The sequence below is a fragment of the Cellulomonas sp. APG4 genome (genome assembly GCF_009996735.1).
Classification (GTDB): domain Bacteria; phylum Actinomycetota; class Actinomycetes; order Actinomycetales; family Cellulomonadaceae; genus Actinotalea.
Genome location: NZ_JAACYI010000004.1, coordinates 1 through 21,421, shown reverse-complemented (window position 1 = coordinate 21,421; position 21,421 = coordinate 1). Strand labels below are relative to the sequence as shown.

Below are 21,421 nucleotides of genomic sequence, written 5' to 3'. Positions count from 1 at the left end.
CTCCTCAGTGATGTGTAGGGGTCGGCCGCGAGGGCCGTGCTGGTAGTGCGGCTCAGCCCCGGGAGGTGAGGCTGTAGCGCGCGGCGAGCGCGGTGGCGCGCTCGTCCTGCCTCGCGAGGACCCGGGTGGCGTCGGCCGGCGCGGGGTCGCTGGTGGTGCTGTCGTCCCGGGTGGCGTCGGCCGGCGCGGGACGGGCCCCCTGCGGAGAGGGGGAGTCGGTGGGGAGGCCCCGGGCGGCGCGGACCTCGTCGGCCATCTTGCGCAGGCCGGCGTCGGTGTCCTCGTAGGCGGGGAACGTGACGGCGGAGACCTCCAGGAGGCGGACCTCGAGGATCGTGCGGAGCACGGCGGTGGCACTGGTGTCCTTGCCGTCGGCGCCGGTGACGGTGACCTCGATCTCCTCCCAGCGGTCGCGCACCACGTAGAAGCCGAAGCTCATGCCGGTGATGCGGCGCTTGTCGAGGTTGCGGACGAGGTCGCGGACGTAGGACAGCTCGGTGTCCAGGTCGGCGTCGACGGCCAGGCCGATGTCGTCGGTGGACAGGCGCAGGTCGCCGGCCGAGACGCGCGAGACGAGCATGCGGGTGTCGTGGTCGACGAGGAACCGGGCGTCGCCCTCGGCGAGGGTCTTGTCGAACGCGCCCTCGGCGATCTCCTCGTACCAGCCCCACTTCAGGGGGTTGCCGATGGTGGTGCGGGAGTTGAACACCGCGGCGTGCCCGACGAACCGGCGGGCCTCCTCGTCGCCGTCGGCGCGCAGCAGGCGCGCGTCGGTGTCGGCGAGCGCGCGGGTGCGCCGCTCGAGGACGGGGGACGCGCCGGCGGTCTCGACCGGGCTACGCGTCAGCGTCGTCGTCATCGTCGCCTCCAGGCGTGTCGTCGTCGTTGTCCGTCTGGGAGGAGGCGGACGCGTTGTAGGGGCGGTAGGGCTCGTTGCCCCACGGGACGGGTGCCATGTCCTCGAGCTCGCGCGGCTCGTTGGGGACCATCCAGCCGTGCTGGATGCCCGATGCGTAGAACGCGGCCCGGGCCTTGGAGTCGCCGCGCAGGAGGCCCTCGACCTTGAACTCGGCCTTCTCGGTGGTCGGGTCGCAGATCTCGCGCGTGATGCGCTGCTCGATGCGGTGGAAGTAGGGCTTGAGCGTGATCACCACGAAGGCGATGAACTGCTGCTCCATGCCCGAGCCCCAGGAGGTCGACTTCTCCTGGTCGTTGATGATCCAGCCCGGGACGCCGAACAGGCGGGCGATCTCGGTGGTCTGGAACTTGCGGGTCTCGAGGAACTGGGCATCGGCCGGGGACATCGACAGCTGGTGGAACTTGGTGCCCTTGTCCAGGACCGCGACCTCGTAGGCGTTATCGATGCCGGCGAGCTTCGCGCGCCACCGGTCCTTGAGGATCGTGGCCTTGTCCTCGTCGAGGTCGGCGTCGGTCGAGAGGAACCCCGACTGGAGCATGCCCTTCTCGTACATCTGGTCCGCGAGCCGCTCGGCGTGGGAAGCCAGGCCGAAGGTGCGGCGCACCCGGCCGACGACGGAGACGCCCTGCACGCCGTCGGTCGAGAGGTTCGGGATGTGCATGATCTCCCGCTCGGTGAGCGGGAGCTTGCCGTCGACGGTGAACTTCTTCACGTAGGGCAGGCCGACCGCGTCGCCGTCAACGACCTCGACCCTGACCCGCGCGGGGTGGATCGGAACGAGCTCGACGATCCGGCCGTCGCGGGCTCGCACCTTGCGGATGTACGCGTTGCCCCACAGCGCCAGGTGGGAGACGGCCGTCTCCCACATCTCGAACGGCGTCGTCCCGGCGCGCTCAGCCACCAGCGCCGGGATCCGGACGTCCTCGCGGCTGCCTCGCTCCCGCACCTTGATCGGGCACCCGGCGACGCCGGCCGCGAGGATCTGCACGCACCGCAACGCGGCGCCCACCGACAGTGGGTCTCCGGTCGCCCCGTTGGACCACAGGTCCCCGGGGCCGTCGAGCTCGGACATCAGCCGCCCGCCCGTGAGCGGGTTGTTCGGGTTCTCCAGGTACGTCGAGCGCGCCACGAGCCCCGACAGGGCGTCCAGGGCCCTCACCGGGCGTCACCGCCGGGCTCGGCCTTCCCGGGTGTCGCCGCGTTCGTGAGGACGGCGAGCGCGACGAGCAGGACGCCGCCGGCCAGCACTCCCCACCAGAGCCCGGCGAGCATCGCGATCGCCACGACGATCGCGACGAGCCCGGCCACGAAGAGGGCAGCTGCGAGCACGGCGGTCCTCCTCACCAGATGTTCGGGCCTGAGTCGCCGTTGGAGTACCACCACTCGGCGCGCTGGACGCCCATGACCGCGCACACCGCGAGGTCGATCTTGCGGGGGCTGTCGGGCTTGTCCTTGGCGATCTGCGAGCCGCGGTAGGTGGTCTTCAGCACGGTGTTGCCGACGTGGCGCGCCAGGCGCGCGTCGCCGTCGTGGGTGAGGTCGCGGTCGATGACCCGCTCGTAGAAGCGCTGGGTCGCCGGGCGCATGCGCTCGGGCGTCTGGGGGAAGTACTCGACGGGGATCTTCTCCTCGAGCAGCTCCTCGGCGGCGTCCTGCCACAGGAACTCGTCCCAGGCGATCTCCTTGACCTTGAACCGCCGGCACGCGCGACGGATCTCGTCCTTGACCTCGCCGCGCGGGACCTTCCACACCGACCCGTCGTCGGGCTTCTCCCACAGGCCCACGACCTGCAGCCGCGGCCGCTCCTCGATCGTGACGGCCAGGATCGCGGTCGCGTCGTTGGAGCGTGACCCGTCGAAGGCGAGCACGACGGGCGTGCCGTCCTCGATCGTGCGCTCTGGGTCGCGGCACGCGTCCCAGGTGCCGTCGGGCAGCCACGGGTTGGAGGAGGTGACCCAGATGTTCAGGCGCTTGGTCTTGAACTCGGGCGGGAGCATCTTCCGCGAGACCGCGGACATCTTCTCCAGGTGCAGGAAGTCCCCGAGGGCCGGGTTCGCCTCGAACCACACCCGCTCGTCGAGGTAGTCGTCGTGCTCGCCGAGCTTCGCGCTGTAGACGCGGCCACCGAAGCGGGGGTCGACGGTCTCCCCGGAGACGATCTGCTCGAAGTACTCGTGCTGGGCCTTGGCCACCGACGTCTGGCCCGTGGTGTCCGTCATGACCCCGAAGGTCGAGATCGCGACCACGAGGGGCTGGTCACGGGTGTCCGAGCCCTGGTTCATGACGTTCCACAACTCCCAGTTGGGCTGGGCGTGGAGCTCATCGAACAGGACCCGGGAGGGGTTGAGACCCTCCTTGGTGAACGCCTCCGCGGAGAGCGCCTTGTAGACCGACCCGGTCGCGGGGTACTCGATCGCGTCGCGGTAGACCTTGAAGATCCCGCCCTGCTTCGCGTCGAGGTCCGGGGACATCTCGACGGAGGTACGGACCTCCTTGAAGATGAGCTTGGCCTGGTCCTTGTCCGCGGCGCACGAGTAGACCTCAGCGCCGGGCTCGTCGAGCATCCCGTCCAGGGCCAGGCCTGCGCCCAGGAGCGACTTGGAGTTCTTCCTCGGCAGGAGCACGAGGTACGTCCAGTAGACGCGCCGGCCGAACGCATCGGTGCGCAGCACGTCGCACACGAGGTCGCCCTGCCACATGCGCAGCTGGACGACCTGCCCGCGCAGCAGGCCCTTCGTCAGCCGCAGGTAGGACTCGATCAGGTCACACGCGAACAGCCCGTCGGTGTTCGACTCGCGCCACCGCGTCTTGGCCGGGTCCCACAGCTCCGGGCCGCGGGGGAGAACCTCGGGGAACCGGGGCGGGGAGTAGCGCGGCAGCACGACGCCGCCGCCGATGTCAGTCGCTCTTGGCAGCCCTCTTGCGGGCGGCAGGACGCTGTGCCCGACGCGTCGGGGCACCGCGCCCCGCCGCGCGCCGCTCGAGGAGCTGCTCGAGCGTCGACTTCTCCCCGACCCGCCCGACCTTGACCCCGAGGCGGCCGCCGTCCGAAGGGTTGAAGCCACAGAGGCCCTCCCACTTCGTGATTCGGTCCTGCAGCACGCGGAGCATGGTCACGGCCGGGTGCGCGACCAGCCCGCCGCGCTGGCCGGCCACCCACGGGCCGTCCTCGTGGAGCGCGCGCTGCAGGTGCGCCTCCTCGTCGTAGGCCCGGCATAGGCGCTCGAGGATCCGCCCGTCGCGCTGCAGCGACAGCCACGAGCCGCCGTTGGTCCACAGCGATGTCCAGGCGAGCACCGCGAGCTCGCGAGCGCAGATGTCGCACCCGGGCGGGCCGTCCGCTTCGTCGTCCTCGCCGGCGTCGCGGGGGAGGAACGGGCACTCGGTGGCGCGATCGGCAGTGCGCAGCGTGCCCGGCACCTCGGGGACACCCGAGGCCTGGGGCAGCTCGACGACGACCTCGGGCAGGGGCCGGCCACCGGAGTCCCGGCCCTTCGAGCGGCCCGTCTTCTCGCGCTGCTCGAGCGGCTTCGGGGGTCGGCCCACGGTCGGCTCCCTCCCCGGCCCCGATTTCGAGTTGGTGACCTCGGAATGGTGATCTCGTAGGAGTTCTGAGCGTGTGTGCAGACGCCTGGGCGCGGGTCAATGGCGGGCCTTTGACCTGGACTTTTGCACCGCCCCCTGGGGGTAGATGCCCAGGTCAGCGGCCGTGGGCGGCGCGCCCGCCCGCCGCGCGATTGCATTCCCGAGAATGCTCCGGACCGGAATAGGAATTGCGGTCATCGGAATGCCCGAGGTCCCATTCCATGCCGGGCTCCACCGGCTCCCCACAGCGCGGGCAGAGCACGAGCTCACCGTCGTCGATGCGCTCCTGCCACGCCGCGCGCAGTCGCTGGTGCTCCGCGCCGTAGCCGCGCTCGGTCGTCGTGCCCCGCGCCCGGTCCCTACCCCTGGTGCAGGTGGGGCAGGAGCGGCGGTAGCCCGGGGCGCCGCACGAGATGCAGGGCAACGCTGGTCTCCCGCCGTCGTCGGTCTCACGCCCCGGGCGCCGATCGCATCGGCTGGGTTGCGCGGGCGGTCCAGGGCGACGGCGGGGACGGATCGGTAGGTGAGGTCTGGCGCCGTCGGGTCGCTCGACGGTTCGACGCCCACGGAAGTTGGGCCGCCAGACCTCGCACCGCTCGCGCGGGCGACCTGCAGAACCCGGGGTGCGTGCGGCCCCCGGGAAGCACGAAGGCCCAGCCGGATCGGCTGGGCCTGGAGACACCTGTCCCTACGAGCCGTGATCCTACGCGCTCGAACGGTCCTGACGCCAGCACGTCCCCGGCGTTCCGGGGTCGGCGTGTCGTCGTCCCAGGTCCGGTCACCTGGGCCATGGGTTGGGCAGGTCGTGCTGTTCGTCGTGCCGGTCACCGGTGGCCGGGTCGTCGAGGATCGTCACCGTGACCTTCTTCGGAGCCGTCGCGGTCCACCGGACATCGACGACCACGCCGGGGTCGATGCCGAGGGCCTCGCACAGCACGGCCATGCGCCGGCGTTCCTCCTCGAGGATCGTGCGCAGGGGGACGGGGCTCATGATGCGGCGTCCCTCGTGTCGGTCTGGTCGATCGGGTCGGCGAGGGCGATCTGGATGTGGTTGCCGAGGATCCCGATGTTCGAAGCGTCCCACGCCGCACCGCACGACAGGCAGGCCGCGACGAGCGGCTCAGTGCGCACGCGCAGCGAGTCGAGACGGTCGCAGGCCATGCACCGCACGTGCGGCCGCCACGCGGGGGAGTCCCACCCGGTCGTCACGCGGGCCCGCCCCCACCAGCCGAGCACGAGGGCATCGACGTAGCGGAGGTCGTCGGCGTCGAGGTCGTGCGCGCGAGCCGCGAGGAGCTGGAGGTTCGGGACCAGCGCGCGGGGCTGCTCGCGGAGGAGGTAGCTCACGACCCGGGCTGCCTCGGCCTTCATCGAGGTGAGCGCGTCCAGCGCGTCCATCCGCGCGGCCGGCTTCGACTCGTAGGCGCCGGCGGAGTTCGACGGGCCCGTGGTGCCGCCGACGGCGCGCTCGAGCTGCTCGACGAGCGAGGGGTGCTCGACGACGTGCGGGCGGTGGTCGAACCTGCCCTTGGCGCGGTTCCACACGGGCTGGTGCTCGCGGGTCGTCGAGGGGCGCGTGAGGTCGTCCACCCGGTCCTGGATCCGCTGAGTCAGCACCTGGCCGGCAGCACGGTCGTCGGTCTTGGTCTGGGCGTGGGTCGTCATCAGGAGTCTCCTCGTGCAGTCGTTCGAGAGCGCCCACCACGTCGACCGCGGCGGCGAGATGGTCGTGCGCCAGACCCAGCCCCACCAGACCCGTCACTGCCCAGGCCCGACCCGTCCCGACCCGACCCGAGAGAACTCGTTCGTATAGGGCTCGGAAGTGAGTTCGAAGTCGACTTCGCCGGGCGCTGCGCGGGGTCGTCGCCGGGCGCCGTCGCGGGTCGCACACGCTGGGGTGCGGGGTCCGCGCCAGGCGCTGGCGCCGGTCGCTGCTGCTGCTCCAGGTCGACGTTTGGCTCGGTCGGGTAGCCGTGCTTGGTCAGGTAGTCCGCGGCCCACACGCCCCACAGAGGCGTCGCGGGCGCGGGGCGCAGGGGGTGGTCCTCGTCCCACTGCGGGTTGAGCTGGCGCGAGGAGTTGCAGCGCATGCACGCCACCACGAGCGTGTCGACGGTGGCGGGCTCGCCCAGGCCCTCGCGGTGGTCGAGGGTGCGGGTGCGCGCTGAGGTCTTCCCGCGCCACTGGGTCAGGACCCCGCAGTACCGGCAGTTGTCGCCGTCGCGCAGCGTGACCGGCACCGTCAGGGCCGGGTTGCTGTTGTCGCGCTGGCGCTGCCGTTCCGCGTCGATCTCCGCCTTCAGGCGCATGTGCATGAACTCGGGATCCTCGATGAGCTTGTACGCCTTGATCCCGTCGAGCTTCACCTCGCTCAGCAGGCCGGCGCGCTTGCACAGCGCGACCAGGGCATCGGTCCGGGGACCGCCGAGCATGTACGCGGTGCCGACGTCGAGGTGGTAGTCGGTGGTGTGACCCGCGCACTGCAGCATGCAGCGGGCCAGCCAGCCGAAGACCTCGTTGACGACGGTCTGCGGGTCGACGCCCCGGAACCCCGCGATCTGCATGACCTTGGGGTACGTGGCGGCGTTGTCGCCGCTCTTGAGCCAGGGCATCGGCCGAGGATCTCCGTTCGCTCGAGGAGGGGTTCAGTCGGAGCAGCGGCACTCTCCGGTCTGGGGGTTGATCACCCCGCCGCAGGAACCGCAGCGTTCAGGCGTGGGCACGGTCGGACACCTCCTCCCCGGGCTCGCACGACGGGTGGGTCGTGTAGGACGGGTCACGGGCCGCCAGGACGGCGTCCAGCTCGCGGGAGCACACCAGGCACCGGCGGGCCCGGGCGCGCAGCGCAGTGGGGCTCGCCGGGCACGAGGCGGTGTGCTGGCGGTACAGGGGCTCGTCGGGCTTCGGCTCGTGACCCGCGAGGACCCGGGCGACCTGCCGGCCCTGCCCGTTCGTGTGCGGGAACACCGACCCCGACGGGTGGGAGAACGGGTCGATCAGGACCTTCGAGCCCGCCTCGGTGGTCACCTGCAGCACGTAGGCGTCACACCGCGCGCACTGCTGGACGCCCGGCACCGTCGCGGAGCGGGCCAGGAGCATGCCGATCGCGAGCTGCCACGTCTCCACCGACGGGTCCCGATCGACCCGCGCGGCACGGCGGACACGGGCCCTGGTGTCTGCCTCGGCCTGCGAGCCGCCCACGACCTTCAGCTCGTAGTACTGCAGGCCCATCGACGCGGCCGCGAGCGCGAGGTGGTGGGCCTTGCGCTTCCGGTTGTTCTCCGCGCGCTGGGTGTGGGCGAAGTCGGGGGCGGCGGCGCTCACTGGTGGACCTTCGAGTCGGCTAGCGTCCCCGCATGGCGGAAGCGAGTGTGCTCAGACGAGTGTGGAACTGGGCTTGCGGCCCGGTGGCGTACAGCGATGTACGAATGCCATTCATCGCGCAGGAGCCGGGTGTCGTGTCCGTTGCGCCCGTCACCCTCGTGCTCGACGACATCAGGGAGCTGATGGACGCACTCGTGCACATCAACTGGCCAACGCCCTACTACGAGGATGTCGTCGTCCGCGCGCGCGGACGCAACTACGCCAGGGACGAGATCGACAGCATCGGGCCTGGGGCGTGGTCGAACGCCACTGTCAGGGCGCGCATTCATGACGGAGGCGGCGCGGCCTCGGAACTCCACATCCTCGAACAGCACCACGGCTACATCAGCATCGCGGCAGGCGACGCATGCGAGCGGGAGTTCAAGGAGCACACCCTGCGAGTACTGGCGGGCGGCCGTCGTCAGATGCCACGTGCGCGGTGGCTCGGCGTCGTCGGCCTGAGCCTCGCCGCGGTCGTCGCTGTGGGGGGACTGTGGCTGGTCAATGCCCTGGACGATCTCCCTTCGCGGGTGCTCGGAGGGTCGCTCACTGTGGCGGTCATCGGGTGGGGGTGGGGGCGCTATCGAGCCCTCCGATCTAGTGCCTTGGGGAGAGGCCACCTGCGAGTCGACACCCTCCACACGCGCAAGGAGCTGGCGGACCACGCGCGGGACCTGAAGATGCGACTGGTCTTCGGCCTCGGCGGCATCGTCGTGGGCAGCGTGATCTCCGGGCTGGTCCTCCCGCTGATCCGCGGCCAGTAGCGTCGCGCGAGGGCATCGACGGTCGGCATCTGGGCTGGGAGCCCCGGCCGGGCGGGCGTTGCTCACGGGGCATCTCCGTCAGGGTGCGCGGCGATGCCGGTCCGGCCGGCCGTGGTGACGCGGAGGACGACGCCGGCCATCGCGTCCTGGTCGGCGGGGTCGATGCCGCGGGTGGTGGCGAGCTGCCCGACGGCGGTCATGGCCTCGTCTTGCGTCAGGGGCAGGGAGGTCGAGAGCATCAGCTCGACGTACAGGTCGAGGGCGGGGCGGTTCGCGAGCTCGAGGAGAACATCGGCGTGGCAGGCGCCGCCGGCGGTGCACCAGCACGCGAGGTCGCGCCCGGTGAGCTTCGGCAGGGCGCGCAGGATGCGGTCGTGGCGGTCGCGCTCGAACACGATCGAGCGGGACGGGGTGGTGAGCCAGTGGCGGTAGAGCCAGACGGCGTGCTCGGTGTCGCGGACCGGGCCCCAGCCGAGACCGTTCGGCTCGCCGGCCTTGAACGGGTTCCCGTACACCGTGGTGCGGTCGACCTTCACGGCGCCGGCGGGCAGGCGCCAGCCCTTCTTGCGCGACAGGCGGATCCGGTCAGCCACGGCCAGCCTCCCCACCGTGGTACTCCGCGCAGACCCGGCACGCGAACACTGCGGCGTGGATGACCGCACCGTTCTGGCCCTCGACCCAGTGCCCGCACGCTGGCGGCGCCGCGGGGTCGGCCTCGAAGAGGTGCCACACGAAGGGCGGGTCCTGGATCGTCGCGATGTGCGATCCCACCCGGCCGAGCGGGTGTCCGGTGCCGCGCAGCTCGAACGCGTGCCGCACCGGCTCGGCGTCGGGGTCGACGACCGCCCACAGCGCGAGCTCACGCGGACTCGTCGCCGCGACGCTCAGGATCTGCGGCCAGCCCGGCATCTCCACGACGGGCTGGTCCGTGATCGGGACGGCGAACTTCCACACGGTCAGGTCACCCACGGCCGCCACCGCCAATCCGGTTCGCGAGCGCCATCGCTTCGTCCCAGGTGGGAGCGGCACGGAGGACGTAGCCGCCGGGAACGTGTGGGGCATGGGTGGCGACGAGCCAGACCTTGATGCCGAAGATCGCGGCCCGGCGCACGCGCGGCGAGCGGGAGTGCCGGGACCCCTCGCACCTGGTGCACAGGGTCACGGGCTGGTCGGGCGCGTGGACGCGGCCGGTGCCCTTGCACGCGCGGCACGCGATGCACCCGCAGTTCAGGCGGGACGGGGTGCGGGTTGCGGCGTTCACGCGTCACCTCGCAGCCAGGTCATGAGGTCGTCGACGTCGCGGGCGAGGTGGTCGACCATCCGGTACATCAGCTCGGGGGTGCACGGGTCCTCGAGGAGGATCGCGGTGCGCTTGCCCTGCCCGACGGCCCAGCCGAGTTCGAGGTGCGCGGAGCGGCCGCACGGCAGGACGAGCACGAAGGTGTCGGCGCGCTGCATCGCGTCGAAGTCCGAGGTGTAGCCCTGGATCGAGCGGGGGTGCTCGAGTGCCTTGAGGTAGTCGTCGACGCTGCTGCGGTCGCGCTCGCGCTGCAGGTCGACGTCGGACCAGTGGAACCCGCCGTTCTCGCCCGGGTTCTTGAAGTCGTACACGCCGATCCCGGCGGCGCGGATCGCGTCGACGACCCAGGGCTGACGGTCGTTGCGCCACGACGACGCGACGTACACGTACTCAGCCGGGCGCTGCCGGTCCAGCTCCCGCTCCCACGCGGTGAGGGGGAACAGCTCGATCGACTCGGAGTACTCCGCAAGCGTTACCGTCTCGCCCCGGGTCGCGGCCGCGAGCGCGAGGGTGGCGTGGACCTGGGCGATGCCGACGGATGCGGCCTGGGGCTGGCCGTTCATCTGGCGGGCGTCGGTGAGCTCGGTGAGGGCCTGGTCGCGGTGGTGGGTGTAGGGGTCGGTCATGACGCTGCCCTCCAGGTGGATGGGATGTGGTTGCTCTGGCGGTCGCGGAGGACCGTGCGGTCGGTGATGTGGAGTCGGGCGGCGATGTCGGTGTCGGTGTGGCCGCGGCGGGCGAGGGTGGCGACCGCGAGCGCGCGTTCTGCCGGTGTGAGGGGGCGGTCGGGACCGAGGTCGCCGGCGATCGCGCGTTCGACGGCGACCTGGTCGATGTCGCCGTCGTCGGGGTGCTCGAGGGCTGGTCTGGCGGCGGGGTCGTCGATGGTGTCGTCGTCCCAGGCGAGGGGTGGGGCGTAGCCGCGGCGGGCCGCGCGGGCTCGGGTCGCGGCTGAGGGGCCGGGGCGCATGGAGAGGGCGTCGTAGGCGGTCGTGACGGCGTCGTGGGTCTGGCGGGTGATCCACTGGCCGGCCTGGTTCAGGACGACGGACGAGCGGTGCCTGGTGGGCATGTGCTGCTCGATGTCGGCGTGGCGCCAGCCGAGGGCGAGGAGCGCGGCGATGCGACGGCGGGCGCCGACGGCGGGGACGAACCCGTCGGGGTCGGGGCGGGTGAGGAGTCGCTCCGGGGTGACGGCGAGCAGGCGGGTCGCCGCGGCGCGCTGGCAGGCGGCGTAGTGGCCGTCCAGGACCCGGCCCACGGTCGTGGGCGAGACGCCGGCGGCGATCGCGATGCCGCGGCGGGTCATCCCAGCGGCGAGGAGCCGGTGCAGGTGCGCGCGCACGACGGTGACGTCGACGTAGCTGCGGTCCACGCCCTGGGCGACGTCGAGGCGGTAGCGCTTGTAGTACGCCGGGGCCGACGCACTCATCGGGTCTCACCCCGCAGGACCGCGATCGCGCGCTGCACCAGGTCGAAGGCTTCCGCGGATCCGCCAGCGTCGGGGTGGGTGTGTCGCTGGGCTCGGCGGGCGACGTGGTCGAGCACGGTGTACCTCATGGGGTGACGACCTCCAGTCCTTGGGCGCGGAGCTTGTCCTCGAGAGGCTCGCGGGACAGGCGGGTGAGGGCGGCGGTCCAGGCGTCGCGGTGGTCCTCGGCGCGCTGGGCCATCTCCTCGTCGGCGCGGATGCCCAGGAGCAGGCCGGTGAAGACGTCGCCGACGCTGACGAGGTAGCCGCGGGGGCGGGCCAGGTGGCGCAGGACGAGGGGCTCGCTGTAGGCCTTGCCGGCTGCGACGAACCGGGCGACGAGGGTCGCGTTCACGAAGCCCTGGAGGGGGTCGAGGTCGGTGACCGCGAGCGCGCCGGCGAGGAGGGAGGGGACGTCGGGGTAGCGGTCGGGTGGGGAGCTCCAGCGGGCGACGGTGAGGGACTTCCCGTCGATCAGTGCGCCGGCCTCGGTGAAGGTCACCTCGGTGTCGGTGGTCTCCACGCGCAGGCTCTCGGCGTTCCACTGGGTGCGGTCGTCCTTGCCCGACGGGGGCTTGAAGACCGCGAGGACGTCGCGCACGGCTTCGCGGGGGAGGTCGATGACGGGCAGCTCGTCGGCGAGGACGTCGGGTACCTCGACGGACGCCGCGGCCGCGGTGTACCCGTCGACGGCGGAGACCACGGCCTGGGTGGGGTAGGCCAGGGCGATGCGGATCCGCCCGAACACGTCGTCGTCGTCTGCGCCGGCGTGGTGCACGACGGCGGAGAGCGCGGGTCGCAGGTCGCCGTTGCGCAGGTACAGCGTCGCGGTGCTCACAGGCCCGCCTCCAGCTCGAGCGGGGTGACCGCGATCGCGGGGTCGCTGGTCGACGTCGCCCCGCACGTGCGGGTGCACCACCAGTGGCCCGGTGCGGTCACGCGGAGGGAGGGCAGGTGCACCGGCTCGACGAAGGTCCAGAGGTGCCCCTGCGTGGCGCACGTGCGCTTCATGCGGCACGGCCAGCACAGCAGCTCAGCGCCCTGCACGACCCACGGCGGGGTGTGCGGGGGGTCGTAGTCCGCGGCGAGCGCGGCCAGCGACGCGGTCAGCTCGTCGACCGAGGCGAAGTGGTGGGCGTGACCGGTGTAGGTGTCGGCGTAGGGCTCACCGCAGGACGAGCACGACGCGGTCACGCACGGGGTGATCGACCTCCGCACCCACGACGGCGTCGTCGCGGGGGTGGGCTGGGTGGTGGTCATGAGGTCGCTCCCGAGGTGACGGGCTGACGGGTGGCTGCGCGCTCTCGCTCGTCGAAGCGGATCGCGTCCTCCCAGCACTGCCCGCACCCGGCCTTGCCGAGGACCTTGCGGGTCTCGGTGTGCCCGCAGGCGGCGCGGACGGCCGGGGCGAGGCGGTGCTCGGGGGTGAACCAGGCGGGGCGGGGTGCGCGGACGCTGGCGGTGCCAGTCGAGGAGCGGCGGACCTCGCGGGCCATCTGCGTGGCCTGGGTGACGGTGATCTGCTTCTCGGCGACCATGTCCTGCGCCTCGGCGGGGAGGTCGGCGATCATCAGGCCCTGGGAGACCGTCGACGTCGAGTACCCGGTGCGGCGCGCGATCTCGCTCACCGACAGGCCACGGCGGCGCAGACGCTTGAACGCGGCCGCGCGCTCGATCGGCTCGAGCGCCTTGTGCATCGCCGCCGCGAGCATCACCGCGGTGTCCCGCTCGTCGTCGCCGGCCTTCACCGCCAGGCACGGCACCGTGGCGACGCCGGCGAGCTTCGCCGCGGCGAGACGCCGGTGCCCGTCGAGGACGACGAACCCACGCCCGGTCTGCGCGACCACCAGAGGCTGCAGCACACCGCGAGCGCGGATCGAGGTCGCGAGCTCGGTCAGGTCACCCAGGTCCTTGCGGATGTTGCCGCGGTGGGGGTGGATCCGCTCGAGCGGGATCATGTGGCCGCTCACGGTTCGGGGCTCTCGGGCTCGAGGGCGGTCCGCTCGGCGTCGGAGACGACGTACCCGAGGGACTCGAGAAGCGCGTACCAGGCGCGCAGACCCCGGTAGGGGCGCCACCAGCCCTGCCAGGTGACGGGCTCGTTCGCGAGGACCAGGCCGAGCAGGAGGCGGTGCGCGGGCGGGGTGTCCGCGATCGCGGTGCGGACCGCCTGGTCGACGGCGTCCTCGGGGTCGACCTCGTCATCCGCGGCCTGCGCGAGGATCGCGTCCCGGTCGACGCCGAGCCACCGCTCGAGGCGGTCCGGGTCGTCGTGCTGCCACGACGGCGCGAACGTGTCGGGGTCGTCGAGCCACGCGCCGAGGAGCATCTCGAAGCCGGTGAACGCGAGGAGCTCGCGCTGCTCGGCCTGGGTCAGCTGCTTGCGGGCCAGGAGCCCGCGCACGAAGTCCTCCCGGGTGGTCTGGGTCGCGTCCGCGAGCTCGGCGAACCGCTCCCGCGCCGCCTCACGCTCGGCGTCCCGCTCACGCTGCGCGACCAGCCACGGCGGGTCGACCGGCGCGGGCCGGGCCTCCTCGGTCGCGACCTCCTCGAGGTTCTGCGGCCGGTACACGTACAGGTCTCCGGAGAACCCGCGGATCGCCCACGCCCACCCGGCCGCGACCTCCTCGAGGATCTCGGTCGCGCGCTCGAGCGTGACCCACGAAGTGCCGTGCGTGCTCGGCATACGGACGTCGGGGTCGTAGGCGAGCGCGCGGCCCAGGCCCGCCGGGACGCCGTCCTTGTCGACGTCCGCCAGCTCGACCGCGTTCGCGGCGCGGAGCAGCTTCAGCAGCGGCTCCATCGCCTTGCGTCGGGTCCTGCGGCGCTGCGCGGCCGCGAGCTGGTAGGCGAAGTCGTCGGTCCCGATCACGTCCGCGAGCGCGGCCTGGGTGTCAGGGTCGTCGTCGAAGTCGGTCAGGGCGGCGGCGTCCTCGAGGGTGGCGCGGTGCTCGTGGACGGCGGCGCGCGCGGGGCCGGGCATCATCGCGAGGCGCAGGCGGGAACGGACGGTGGTCTCGGAGCGGCCGGTGCGGGCGGAGATCTGGGCGACGTCGACGCCGAGGTCGAGGAGACCCTGGTAGCCGTCGGCCTCCTCGACGGGGGTCAGGTCGGTGCGCTGGATGTTCTCCAGGAGCATGAGCTCGAGCTGCTCGGCCGGGGTGAGGGTGTCGTCGACGACGGCGGGCAGGTGCGTCAGGCCCGCGAGGCGGGCCGCGGCCGTGCGACGGTGCCCGATCACGGTGCGGTACTCGCCGGGCTGGTCGGGGTCGGGGACCAGGAGGAGGTTCTGACGGACGCCGTGCGCACGGATCGAGTCGGTCAGCTCGGTCAGGTCGCCCAGGTCGCGGCGCGGGTTGTCCGGGTGCGGGTGGACCAGGTCCAGGGCGACGAGGGACGACGGCGCCGTCGTCGGGGCGCCCGTGGTGAGGGCGTCCAGGCCGGTCGTCGACGTCGACGTCGTGTCCGGGGCGGGCACGGGCCGGCGACCGCGCTTCGCGGGGGCCTTCGCCGCCGTGGTGGTGGTGGTCATGGTGTTCCTTCCGTGGCCGTCGAGACCGGTGTGCGAGCGGACCGTGCGGGGCAGGTCGCGAAGTGGGTGATCGCGGGGACCTCGTGGTCCTCGATCGGGTGGTCAGGTGTGATGGGCCGGCACCGGGTGCGGCCGAAGTTCATGGCGTGGGATGGGGGCAGGCCGTCGGCGGGGTCGAACGTGAGGTCCAGCGGGATGCGCTTGCGCTCGGTGCCCGGGACCAGGCGGGTCGGGATGATCACGACGAGCTGGATCTCCTGCCCGCACCCGGCCTTGCACGGCTGGATCACGCGGCCCGTGCTCACGGCGGCGCCCCGATCCGCACGTACACGCGCACCCGGGCGGCGTGCGCGGACCCTCCGGTCGAGGGGACGGTCTTCGGGTAGCGGTGCCCGTCGACGTCGATCACCGCGGGGCGGATCAGGCCCGCCTTCGCGGCCTTCGCGAAGAGCCCACCACGCGCCTTGTCCGGCACGCCGACCTCGTCGAGGCGGGCGCGAACGTCGTTCACGGTGAACTCCGCGCCCGGGCGGACCGCGGCGATGATGTCGAGGAACGCGTCGACGTCGTCGGCCAGGAGGTCGTCGATCGACAGCTGCTGCCCGTAGTCCTTCGCGGCGGCCGCCGCGGCGGGGGTGGTCGTGCTCACGAAGCACCACCCCCGCGGGGCAGCGACCCGAGGAGGCGGACCTCGAGGCGGGACGAGCGGATCGCGCACGAGTCCACCTGCGCGCTCCCGACCCCGGCGAGCAGGTGTCGGCCCGCGGTCCCGTCACCAGCGACCAGCGTCGTGCGGTCGAGGTCCTTGAGGACCTCACCGCCCGCGCGGATCATCGCCATCCGCGCCGTGTACATCTCGGTCCGCGACGTCGCGGCCGCGCACGCCAAGAGTGCGTCCGTCGCGCTCAACCGGTCCCCGCTCACCACCGACCACCGCCCGCGAGGGCGAGCTCCACGACGAACGCGAAGGCGATTGCGGTGAAGGCGATTGCGGCACCGGGGCGGCGCGACCAGAGCAGGGCGGCGATCATGACGAGTGCACCCACCAGAGCCACCCACGGCAGACCCACCCACAGGAGGACGAGGAGCACGACGAGCACGAGGTTCGCGAGGACCAGGATCACCAGGGACCCGACCATGCGGGCACCCGAGGCGCGCTCGGCCTCGTCCAGCGGCCACGGCACCGGCGGCGTGGTCGGCCGCTCGAGCGGGCTGCGGCCCCACTTCACGACGCCACCACCCGGGTGCGGGCGCGGCGCGCGCCGCCGAAGAACCTCGCCACCCGGTACGCGTGGGTGAACGCCGCGTCACGGACCGCGAGGCCGGCCAGATGCTCACGCTCGACCAGCGCGCCGTACTCGAGCGCGCGGGCGAGCTGGGCCGGGGTCACGATGCACCGCCCGGCGCCTGCGCCGCGATGACGTCGGCCGTGAACCGCGCGTCCGCGGCGGTCTGGGTCAGGACCCGGGCGAGGCCCCGCGCAAGCGCGGTCTGGTCGACGTCGACGCCGGCCTCGGTGCGGGTGACCTTCGCGTCGATGTTCCCGATCACCACGGCGCCCGGGCTCAGGACCTGGCCGCCGACCCGGAGCTCGATGAACACGCTGACCGGGACCGAGTGCGGGGTGGTGGCCATCACGCACCACCCGTGGCCTGGACGAGGGGCATGAGGTCGTCGCGCTCGGGCTGACGCTCGAGGACCTTGCCCCACCGCGCGAGCGCGCCGCGCACCTGCGGGGAGTCGGTCCCGTAGATCGCCGAGAGCGACTCGATGCGGCGGTAGGCCGACTCCTCGAGCTCGAGGCGCGGCATCGTCGCGGCCGAGCGGACCGGGGACAGGACGCGGGTCGTGGCCATGAGTCAGCGCCCCTGGTTCTGCCGGCGAAGGCGACGCTTAGCGCGTGCGGTGGGCTGGCGGCGCTCACGTCGGGACAGGCCCGTGGACGGGATCTCGCCGAGGGAGAGGTCCACCAGCTCGTGGGTGCCGCGCGAGTCGCCGAAGAGCGTGAGAGCGGGGCGGGCGAACGCCTCGCCGTCCACGAACGTCCCGTGCTCGACGATCCGGACGGGCTGGCGCCGGAGGGTGTCGCGCTGGGCCCTGTCGAAGCGAGCCCCCCGCGGGGCCTTGGTGGTGGTGGGCATGGTGTGTGGTGTCCTTCCGAGTCGTCGAAGACCGTGGGGTTCATGGCCGGGCCGCCGGGGGAGTGCGGCCCGACCCGCTCAGGGGCTCGCCGTCCGGCGGCGAGCGGTCGGGCGGGGGATCTGGTCCGCTGCGGCGGCGAGCACGGCGTCGAACTCGGCACGGGCCGCGTCGAACCGGTCCAGGGCGCGGTCGAAGCGCTCGAGCGTCAGGTCGAGGTCGTCCTCGTGGCCGCACAGCGCGTCGAGCGCCGATCCCAGGCGCTTCGTCGCGACCAGCAGGCCGTTGCGCGCCTGCGCGCGACGCTGCGCTGGAGTGGTGGGGTGGCCGTTCACGCCGCGGTCGTCGAAGAACCGAGCGGGGGGCTGGCGGCCTGGGACGTCGGCCGGGGTCGCGGTGCTCATGCCGTCACCGCCAGAGGGCGCCCGGCCGAGGAGGGGAAGCGAGGACCCTCCCCGACCGGGCCCACCACCGACGCTGCGACCGGCGGCAGGAGGGGACCGCCAGGAACGTCGGGGGTGGGCTCGTCCGCCCAAGGGGGCAGGACGGACGAGTCGTCGGTGCGGGCCGGGGCCCACGCGGCGAGCAGCTCCTCGACGTCGGCCTGCGAGCGCTGGGCGCCAGCGGACACGAGGATCCCGCCGCGCACGTGCGTGGTGATGATCATCGGGCACCGCCCGTCATGGGGCGGCAGCGGCCGCGGTGACCGGCGGGCAGGGCGCAACCGCCGGTGCGGAGGCACTCGATCGCGAAGGTGTGGCGGGCCTCGGTCGGGAGCGACGGAGGCGTGTCGCCCCCGACCGGGCTCTGGGTCGACGACGGCGAGGCGGAGACGGACCCCGCAGTGTCGCCCGGGCCCCCTACGGTCGGGACATCAGCACCAGGCACCCCCGTGCCAGGTGCGCCGACGACGGGCCCGGCGGGAACCGGGAACCGTCCGACCGAAGGAGACGAGTCATGGGTGTGCTGCGATACGAGGGTCAGCAGGCCGGGGGCGACTTCCTCGAGGACCGCGTCCTCGGTCAGATCCTTGCCACAGCCAGGCATGCCGCACTGAGCGGGGTGCCGGTCATGGTGGGCCTGCCCGGTCGCGCGCCGAGTCGGACGTTCGTCCTGCTCGGTCCCGGGATCGGCGTCCAGGCCGAGGTCCGGGACCAGGACGACTTCGTCGAGGGCTTCAATACCCAGCTTGCGAAGCTGACTGCTGCCCCGCCCACCGGGAGGGAACCCGCGCCTACTGCTGCGAGCGCGCAGGAGCTCGACGAGCGCGACGGCTGAGTCGGGCAGCGCGTCGGCGCGGTAGTTGGCACCGCGCACGATGTGGGCGAGGGCGGGCTCGTTCCACCAGCCGTCCCACCAGGCCGACGTGAAGGCGGCGGTGGCGCGCTCCAGGTCGCGCTTGCGCCCGTAGCGCGTGATGAGCGCCACCAGGACGGCCTGGTAGGCGACGAGCCCGGTGACGACGGCCCACTCGAGGGCGCTCACGACGCGCTCCGAGAGACCTCAAGGAGCGCCTCGATGTCCGCGCGGCGGAAGCGCCGGCGGCCCGACGGCAGCGTTGCCGAGGGGACCTTGCCGCTGTCTGCCCACCGCTGGAGGGTGCGGATGGTCACGCCCGGGAGGAGAGCGACCGCCTCAGCCGAGGTCAGCCAGTCGTTCTTGGACCGTTCTGTCGCGTCGTGACTGGTCATGTCGCGAGACGCTAGTCCTGACGTGACTGTTCGTCAAGCACCTAGACAGGATTGACGCGACTGGCCTAGATTGACGCGCATGGCAGCAACAGGCCCCGCAGAGGCAACCGTCACCCGTGACCTCGACGTCGAGATCGGTCGCAACGTCCATCACCTGATGTGGGATCGCCGTCTGACGCAGACCGCGATGTCCGAGGCGATGGGTATGACGCAGTCCGTCCTCAGCAAGAAGCTGCGCGGAGCGATCACGTGGACCGCCCGGGATCTCGCCGGTGCGGCCACGGTGCTCGGCGTCACGATCGACGAGCTGGTGTGGGCCCCGAGGGGTTCGAACCCTCAACCTACGGATTAAAAGTCCGCAGCTCTGCCAATTGAGCTAGAGGCCCGGGCGCGACGGCGGCGCCGTGCACAGGCTACGGCGTACAGGCTCCTCGTCGGCAGGTGACCAGGTCGGCATGGTGGTGGGTCACCAAGGACGAGGGCGAGCGGTGCGGGCGAGGCGTCGCGAACGGAGCCGTCGTGCAGGGCGGCGGGCGCGCCGCGGTCGTGGCTCGTCCAGGACCACCGGCGCGTCCGGCAGGGCTGACGTCGCGTCGCGCGCGGTGCGCGCCGGGCCCAGCATCGCGAGGGCCCAGGTCTGGTCGTTCATCGTGACTCCTGGCAGCGTTCCGTCGTGGACGGGTGCCACGCCGTGCGGCACGCCCTCCCGACGTCGCGCCGGGCGCTCGCAGGACACCCTCCGCGAGGTGTCCTCCCGGGACGACGTCGTGCGTCGTGGGGGTGAGGACCGGGTTCGCCGGTCGCGTGACGAAGGAGAGACCATGCGCTACCTGATGCTCGTGCGAGTGCCCGAGGACGCCGACCCCACGCCCGAGGAGGCCGACCCCACCGTCTGGCACGCCGAGGCGCTGCGCCGCGGGCAGTACCTGTTCGGCGAGCGGTTGCGACCGCCGTCCGACGCGACGACGGTCCACACATGGGGCGGCGAGCTCACGGTGACGCACGGACCCTTCGCCGAGGTGGCGGAGCAGATCGCCGGGTTCGACCTGCTCGACGTCGCGAGCCCCGAGGAGGCGATCGAGGTCGCGGCCGGTCACCCGGTCGCGCGGTTCGGCTCGCTCGAGCTGCGCCGCGTGTGGCCGCACGAGGAAGGGCCGGACGGGTGGTCGCCCGTGGACGCGCCCCGGGAGGACGGCGACCTGCTGCCGGGTGAGTCGACGTACCTGCTGCTGATGGCGGCGGTGCCAGGGGCGCCCCAGGACGATCGCGACGTCGACGGGCTCACGACCGGGCAGTGGATCGAGGAGATGGGACGCCGCGACGCGGACCGCGGCGGCGCGCCGCTGCGCCCCGCGGGCGAGGCCGTGACCGTGCGCGTGCGCGACGGACGCACCCTGGTGACGCACGGCCCGTACGCCGAGCTCGCCGAGCAGGTCGCGGGCTACAACCTGCTCGACGTGCCCGACCTGGACGCCGCGCTCGACGCGGCCGGCTCGCACCCCGCGGCGAGGGTCGGGGTGATCGAGGTGCGCCCGCTGTGGCCGATGTGACCTCCGGTACGGCGGACGACGCCGTCGACGTCGCGCTGCGGCGCGCGTTCGCCGACGAGTGGTCCCACGTGGTCGCGACGCTCATCCGGCTCACGGGCGACTGGGCGCTCGCGGAGGACTGCGCGCAGGAGGCGTTCGCGCGCGCCGCCGTCCGGTGGCCGCACGACGGCGTCCCGCTGCGGCCCGGCGCGTGGCTCACGACGGTCGCGCGCAACGAGGCCCACGACAGGCTGCGGCGCCGTGCGACCGAGCGACGGCGGATGCGCGACGTCGCCCTGGTCGAGGAGCGCGCGGCCGCCGAGCACGTGGTCACCGGGGGCGAGGACGTGCCCGACGACCGTCTGCGGCTGGTCTTCACGTGTGCGCACCCCGCGCTGCCCCTCGACGCGCGCGTGGCGCTGACGCTGCGGACGGTCGCGGGGCTCACGGTGCCCGAGATCGCGCGGGCGTTCGGGGTGGGCGAGGCAGCGATGGCCAAGCGCCTGGTGCGCGCGCGCCAGAAGATCACGCATGCGCGCATCCCGTACCGCGTGCCGCAGCGCGACCAGCTGCCCGCGCGGCTGGGCGGGGTGCTCGCGGTGGTCTACCTCGTGTTCACCGAGGGCTACTCGGCGAGCGCGGGCGACAGCCCCGTGCGGGCCGAGCTGTGCGCCGAGGCCGTGCGCCTCGCGCGCCTGCTGACCGAGCTGCTGCCGCACGAGCCCGAGGTGCACGCGCTGGTCGCGCTCGAGCTGCTGCACGACGCGCGCCGTCCGGCCCGGCTCGACGCCGACGGCGAGCTGGTCCCCCTCGATGCGCAGGACCGCGCGCTCTGGGACCGCGCGACGGCTGAGGACGGCGTGCGTGCGCTCCGCACGGCGCAGCGGCTCGCCCGGGGTGACTCGCCCTACCTGCTGCAGGCCGAGATCGCCGCCTGCCACAGCACGTCGTCGTCGGCGGCCTCGACCGACTGGCGCACCGTCGTCCACCTGTACGACCGTCTGCTCGCGATCGCGCCGACCCCGCACGCCGCGCTCGCGCGGGCCGTGGCCCTCGGATCGGCGGGCGAGCCCGCGCGGGGCCTGGCGGCGCTGCGCACGCTCCTCGCCGACGACGGCGCGGCGGCGA

General features: G+C 72.9%; 34 protein-coding genes and 1 tRNA gene. 5 read left to right on the top strand and 30 right to left on the bottom strand.

Annotated features, from left to right (window positions below; genetic code table 11):
• Positions 1-52: 52 nt before the first annotated feature.
• From GXB85_RS04670 to GXB85_RS04630, 9 genes are all read right to left on the bottom strand, one after another.
• Positions 53-859: an HK97 family phage prohead protease gene (locus tag GXB85_RS04670; RefSeq protein WP_161916489.1), complete on the bottom strand. Its 807-nt coding sequence runs from the start codon at positions 857-859 to the stop codon at positions 53-55.
• Entirely contained in the window at positions 837-2,078 is a 1,242-nt protein-coding gene (locus tag GXB85_RS04665) for a phage portal protein (RefSeq protein WP_161916488.1), read from the bottom strand. Before GXB85_RS04665 ends, GXB85_RS04670 begins: the two co-directional genes overlap by 23 nt.
• A complete protein-coding gene (locus GXB85_RS04660) occupies positions 2,075-2,248 on the bottom strand; it encodes a hypothetical protein (RefSeq protein ID WP_161916487.1) in 174 nt (57 codons plus the stop codon). Before GXB85_RS04660 ends, GXB85_RS04665 begins: the two co-directional genes overlap by 4 nt.
• Positions 2,249-2,259: 11 nt before the next feature.
• On the bottom strand, positions 2,260-3,801 hold the full coding sequence (locus GXB85_RS04655) for a terminase large subunit domain-containing protein (RefSeq protein WP_161916486.1): 1,542 nt from the start codon (positions 3,799-3,801) through the stop codon (positions 2,260-2,262).
• A gap of 16 nt (positions 3,802-3,817) precedes the next feature.
• Entirely contained in the window at positions 3,818-4,465 is a 648-nt protein-coding gene (locus GXB85_RS18755; RefSeq protein ID WP_161916485.1) for a P27 family phage terminase small subunit, read from the bottom strand.
• Positions 4,466-5,282: 817 nt separating this feature from the next.
• Positions 5,283-5,495, bottom strand: coding sequence for a hypothetical protein (locus GXB85_RS04645; RefSeq protein WP_161916484.1), 213 nt, complete (start codon positions 5,493-5,495; stop codon positions 5,283-5,285).
• Positions 5,492-6,169 carry a hypothetical protein gene (locus tag GXB85_RS04640; RefSeq protein WP_161916483.1) on the bottom strand — a complete coding sequence of 226 codons (678 nt, stop codon included), beginning with the start codon at positions 6,167-6,169 and terminating at the stop codon, positions 5,492-5,494. Before GXB85_RS04640 ends, GXB85_RS04645 begins: the two co-directional genes overlap by 4 nt.
• A complete protein-coding gene (locus GXB85_RS04635) occupies positions 6,169-7,116 on the bottom strand; it encodes a hypothetical protein (RefSeq protein WP_161916482.1) in 948 nt (315 codons plus the stop codon). The genes GXB85_RS04640 and GXB85_RS04635 overlap by 1 nt, the downstream gene beginning before the upstream one ends.
• 97 nt (positions 7,117-7,213) lie before the next feature.
• On the bottom strand, positions 7,214-7,828 hold the full coding sequence (locus GXB85_RS04630) for a hypothetical protein (protein WP_161916481.1): 615 nt from the start codon (positions 7,826-7,828) through the stop codon (positions 7,214-7,216).
• A 104-nt stretch (positions 7,829-7,932) separates the two neighbouring features.
• Between GXB85_RS04630 and GXB85_RS04625 the strand changes: the two genes are divergently transcribed.
• The gene (locus GXB85_RS04625) at positions 7,933-8,631 is read left to right on the top strand and encodes a hypothetical protein (RefSeq protein WP_161916480.1); all 699 of its coding nucleotides are present in this window, start codon (positions 7,933-7,935) and stop codon (positions 8,629-8,631) included.
• Between the two features lie 62 nt (positions 8,632-8,693).
• On the opposite strand, the gene GXB85_RS17785 is transcribed toward GXB85_RS04625, so the two are convergent.
• The 19 genes from GXB85_RS17785 to GXB85_RS04530 all read right to left on the bottom strand — a co-directional run bounded on the left by GXB85_RS17785 (position 8,694) and on the right by GXB85_RS04530 (position 17,740).
• Complete coding sequence (locus GXB85_RS17785) at positions 8,694-9,224, bottom strand: DUF4326 domain-containing protein (protein ID WP_202627598.1); 531 nt, start codon at positions 9,222-9,224, stop codon at positions 8,694-8,696.
• Positions 9,217-9,600 carry a hypothetical protein gene (locus GXB85_RS04615; protein ID WP_161916479.1) on the bottom strand — a complete coding sequence of 128 codons (384 nt, stop codon included), beginning with the start codon at positions 9,598-9,600 and terminating at the stop codon, positions 9,217-9,219. The genes GXB85_RS17785 and GXB85_RS04615 overlap by 8 nt, the downstream gene beginning before the upstream one ends.
• Complete coding sequence (locus tag GXB85_RS04610) at positions 9,593-9,892, bottom strand: hypothetical protein (protein WP_161916478.1); 300 nt, start codon at positions 9,890-9,892, stop codon at positions 9,593-9,595. The genes GXB85_RS04615 and GXB85_RS04610 overlap by 8 nt, the downstream gene beginning before the upstream one ends.
• Positions 9,889-10,557 (bottom strand): hypothetical protein, encoded by a 669-nt coding sequence (locus GXB85_RS17780; RefSeq protein WP_202627597.1) that lies wholly within the window; start codon positions 10,555-10,557, stop codon positions 9,889-9,891. Before GXB85_RS17780 ends, GXB85_RS04610 begins: the two co-directional genes overlap by 4 nt.
• Positions 10,554-11,363, bottom strand: a complete 810-nt coding sequence (locus GXB85_RS04600; protein ID WP_161916477.1) for a hypothetical protein — start codon at positions 11,361-11,363, stop codon at positions 10,554-10,556. Before GXB85_RS04600 ends, GXB85_RS17780 begins: the two co-directional genes overlap by 4 nt.
• Positions 11,364-11,487: 124 nt before the next feature.
• A complete protein-coding gene (locus GXB85_RS04595) occupies positions 11,488-12,240 on the bottom strand; it encodes a hypothetical protein (RefSeq protein WP_161916476.1) in 753 nt (250 codons plus the stop codon).
• The gene (locus GXB85_RS04590) at positions 12,237-12,662 is read right to left on the bottom strand and encodes a hypothetical protein (RefSeq protein WP_161916475.1); all 426 of its coding nucleotides are present in this window, start codon (positions 12,660-12,662) and stop codon (positions 12,237-12,239) included. The genes GXB85_RS04595 and GXB85_RS04590 overlap by 4 nt, the downstream gene beginning before the upstream one ends.
• A complete protein-coding gene (locus tag GXB85_RS04585; RefSeq protein WP_161916474.1) occupies positions 12,659-13,372 on the bottom strand; it encodes a ParB/RepB/Spo0J family partition protein in 714 nt (237 codons plus the stop codon). The genes GXB85_RS04590 and GXB85_RS04585 overlap by 4 nt, the downstream gene beginning before the upstream one ends.
• Positions 13,369-14,934: a ParB/RepB/Spo0J family partition protein gene (locus tag GXB85_RS04580; RefSeq protein WP_161916473.1), complete on the bottom strand. Its 1,566-nt coding sequence runs from the start codon at positions 14,932-14,934 to the stop codon at positions 13,369-13,371. Before GXB85_RS04580 ends, GXB85_RS04585 begins: the two co-directional genes overlap by 4 nt.
• A complete protein-coding gene (locus GXB85_RS04575) occupies positions 14,931-15,239 on the bottom strand; it encodes a hypothetical protein (protein ID WP_161916472.1) in 309 nt (102 codons plus the stop codon). The genes GXB85_RS04580 and GXB85_RS04575 overlap by 4 nt, the downstream gene beginning before the upstream one ends.
• Positions 15,236-15,583 carry a hypothetical protein gene (locus tag GXB85_RS04570; protein WP_161916471.1) on the bottom strand — a complete coding sequence of 116 codons (348 nt, stop codon included), beginning with the start codon at positions 15,581-15,583 and terminating at the stop codon, positions 15,236-15,238. Before GXB85_RS04570 ends, GXB85_RS04575 begins: the two co-directional genes overlap by 4 nt.
• The gene (locus GXB85_RS04565; protein ID WP_161916470.1) at positions 15,580-15,858 is read right to left on the bottom strand and encodes a hypothetical protein; all 279 of its coding nucleotides are present in this window, start codon (positions 15,856-15,858) and stop codon (positions 15,580-15,582) included. The genes GXB85_RS04570 and GXB85_RS04565 overlap by 4 nt, the downstream gene beginning before the upstream one ends.
• Entirely contained in the window at positions 15,855-16,163 is a 309-nt protein-coding gene (locus GXB85_RS04560) for a hypothetical protein (protein ID WP_161916469.1), read from the bottom strand. Before GXB85_RS04560 ends, GXB85_RS04565 begins: the two co-directional genes overlap by 4 nt.
• Positions 16,160-16,324, bottom strand: a complete 165-nt coding sequence (locus tag GXB85_RS04555; protein WP_161916468.1) for a hypothetical protein — start codon at positions 16,322-16,324, stop codon at positions 16,160-16,162. Before GXB85_RS04555 ends, GXB85_RS04560 begins: the two co-directional genes overlap by 4 nt.
• Positions 16,321-16,569 (bottom strand): hypothetical protein, encoded by a 249-nt coding sequence (locus tag GXB85_RS04550; RefSeq protein ID WP_161916467.1) that lies wholly within the window; start codon positions 16,567-16,569, stop codon positions 16,321-16,323. The genes GXB85_RS04555 and GXB85_RS04550 overlap by 4 nt, the downstream gene beginning before the upstream one ends.
• The gene (locus GXB85_RS04545; protein WP_161916466.1) at positions 16,569-16,790 is read right to left on the bottom strand and encodes a hypothetical protein; all 222 of its coding nucleotides are present in this window, start codon (positions 16,788-16,790) and stop codon (positions 16,569-16,571) included. The genes GXB85_RS04550 and GXB85_RS04545 overlap by 1 nt, the downstream gene beginning before the upstream one ends.
• A 3-nt stretch (positions 16,791-16,793) precedes the next feature.
• Positions 16,794-17,075, bottom strand: a complete 282-nt coding sequence (locus GXB85_RS04540) for a hypothetical protein (RefSeq protein WP_161916465.1) — start codon at positions 17,073-17,075, stop codon at positions 16,794-16,796.
• A 78-nt stretch (positions 17,076-17,153) separates the two neighbouring features.
• The gene (locus tag GXB85_RS04535; protein ID WP_161916464.1) at positions 17,154-17,477 is read right to left on the bottom strand and encodes a hypothetical protein; all 324 of its coding nucleotides are present in this window, start codon (positions 17,475-17,477) and stop codon (positions 17,154-17,156) included.
• Positions 17,474-17,740, bottom strand: a complete 267-nt coding sequence (locus GXB85_RS04530) for a hypothetical protein (RefSeq protein ID WP_161916463.1) — start codon at positions 17,738-17,740, stop codon at positions 17,474-17,476. Before GXB85_RS04530 ends, GXB85_RS04535 begins: the two co-directional genes overlap by 4 nt.
• Before the next feature lie 290 nt (positions 17,741-18,030).
• Between GXB85_RS04530 and GXB85_RS04525 the strand changes: the two genes are divergently transcribed.
• Complete coding sequence (locus GXB85_RS04525) at positions 18,031-18,351, top strand: hypothetical protein (RefSeq protein ID WP_161916462.1); 321 nt, start codon at positions 18,031-18,033, stop codon at positions 18,349-18,351.
• A 203-nt stretch (positions 18,352-18,554) separates the two neighbouring features.
• Here GXB85_RS04525 and GXB85_RS04520 read toward each other — a convergent pair whose 3' ends face one another.
• Entirely contained in the window at positions 18,555-18,764 is a 210-nt protein-coding gene (locus GXB85_RS04520) for a helix-turn-helix domain-containing protein (protein ID WP_202627596.1), read from the bottom strand.
• A gap of 79 nt (positions 18,765-18,843) precedes the next feature.
• On the opposite strand from GXB85_RS04520, the gene GXB85_RS18750 reads away from it, so the two are divergent.
• Positions 18,844-19,116: a helix-turn-helix transcriptional regulator gene (locus GXB85_RS18750; protein ID WP_161916625.1), complete on the top strand. Its 273-nt coding sequence runs from the start codon at positions 18,844-18,846 to the stop codon at positions 19,114-19,116.
• Here GXB85_RS18750 and GXB85_RS04510 read toward each other — a convergent pair.
• Positions 19,078-19,150, bottom strand: a tRNA-Lys gene (locus GXB85_RS04510). The two genes, GXB85_RS18750 and GXB85_RS04510, sit on opposite strands and share 39 nt — an antisense overlap.
• A gap of 435 nt (positions 19,151-19,585) precedes the next feature.
• Between GXB85_RS04510 and GXB85_RS04505 the strand changes: the two genes are divergently transcribed.
• Together GXB85_RS04505 and GXB85_RS04500 are read left to right on the top strand one after the other, a co-directional pair.
• Positions 19,586-20,314 carry a YciI family protein gene (locus GXB85_RS04505; protein WP_161916461.1) on the top strand — a complete coding sequence of 243 codons (729 nt, stop codon included), beginning with the start codon at positions 19,586-19,588 and terminating at the stop codon, positions 20,312-20,314.
• Positions 20,302-21,421: sigma-70 family RNA polymerase sigma factor (locus tag GXB85_RS04500; protein ID WP_202627595.1), on the top strand; the 1,120-nt coding region annotated here is incomplete at its 3' end. The genes GXB85_RS04505 and GXB85_RS04500, both read left to right, overlap by 13 nt.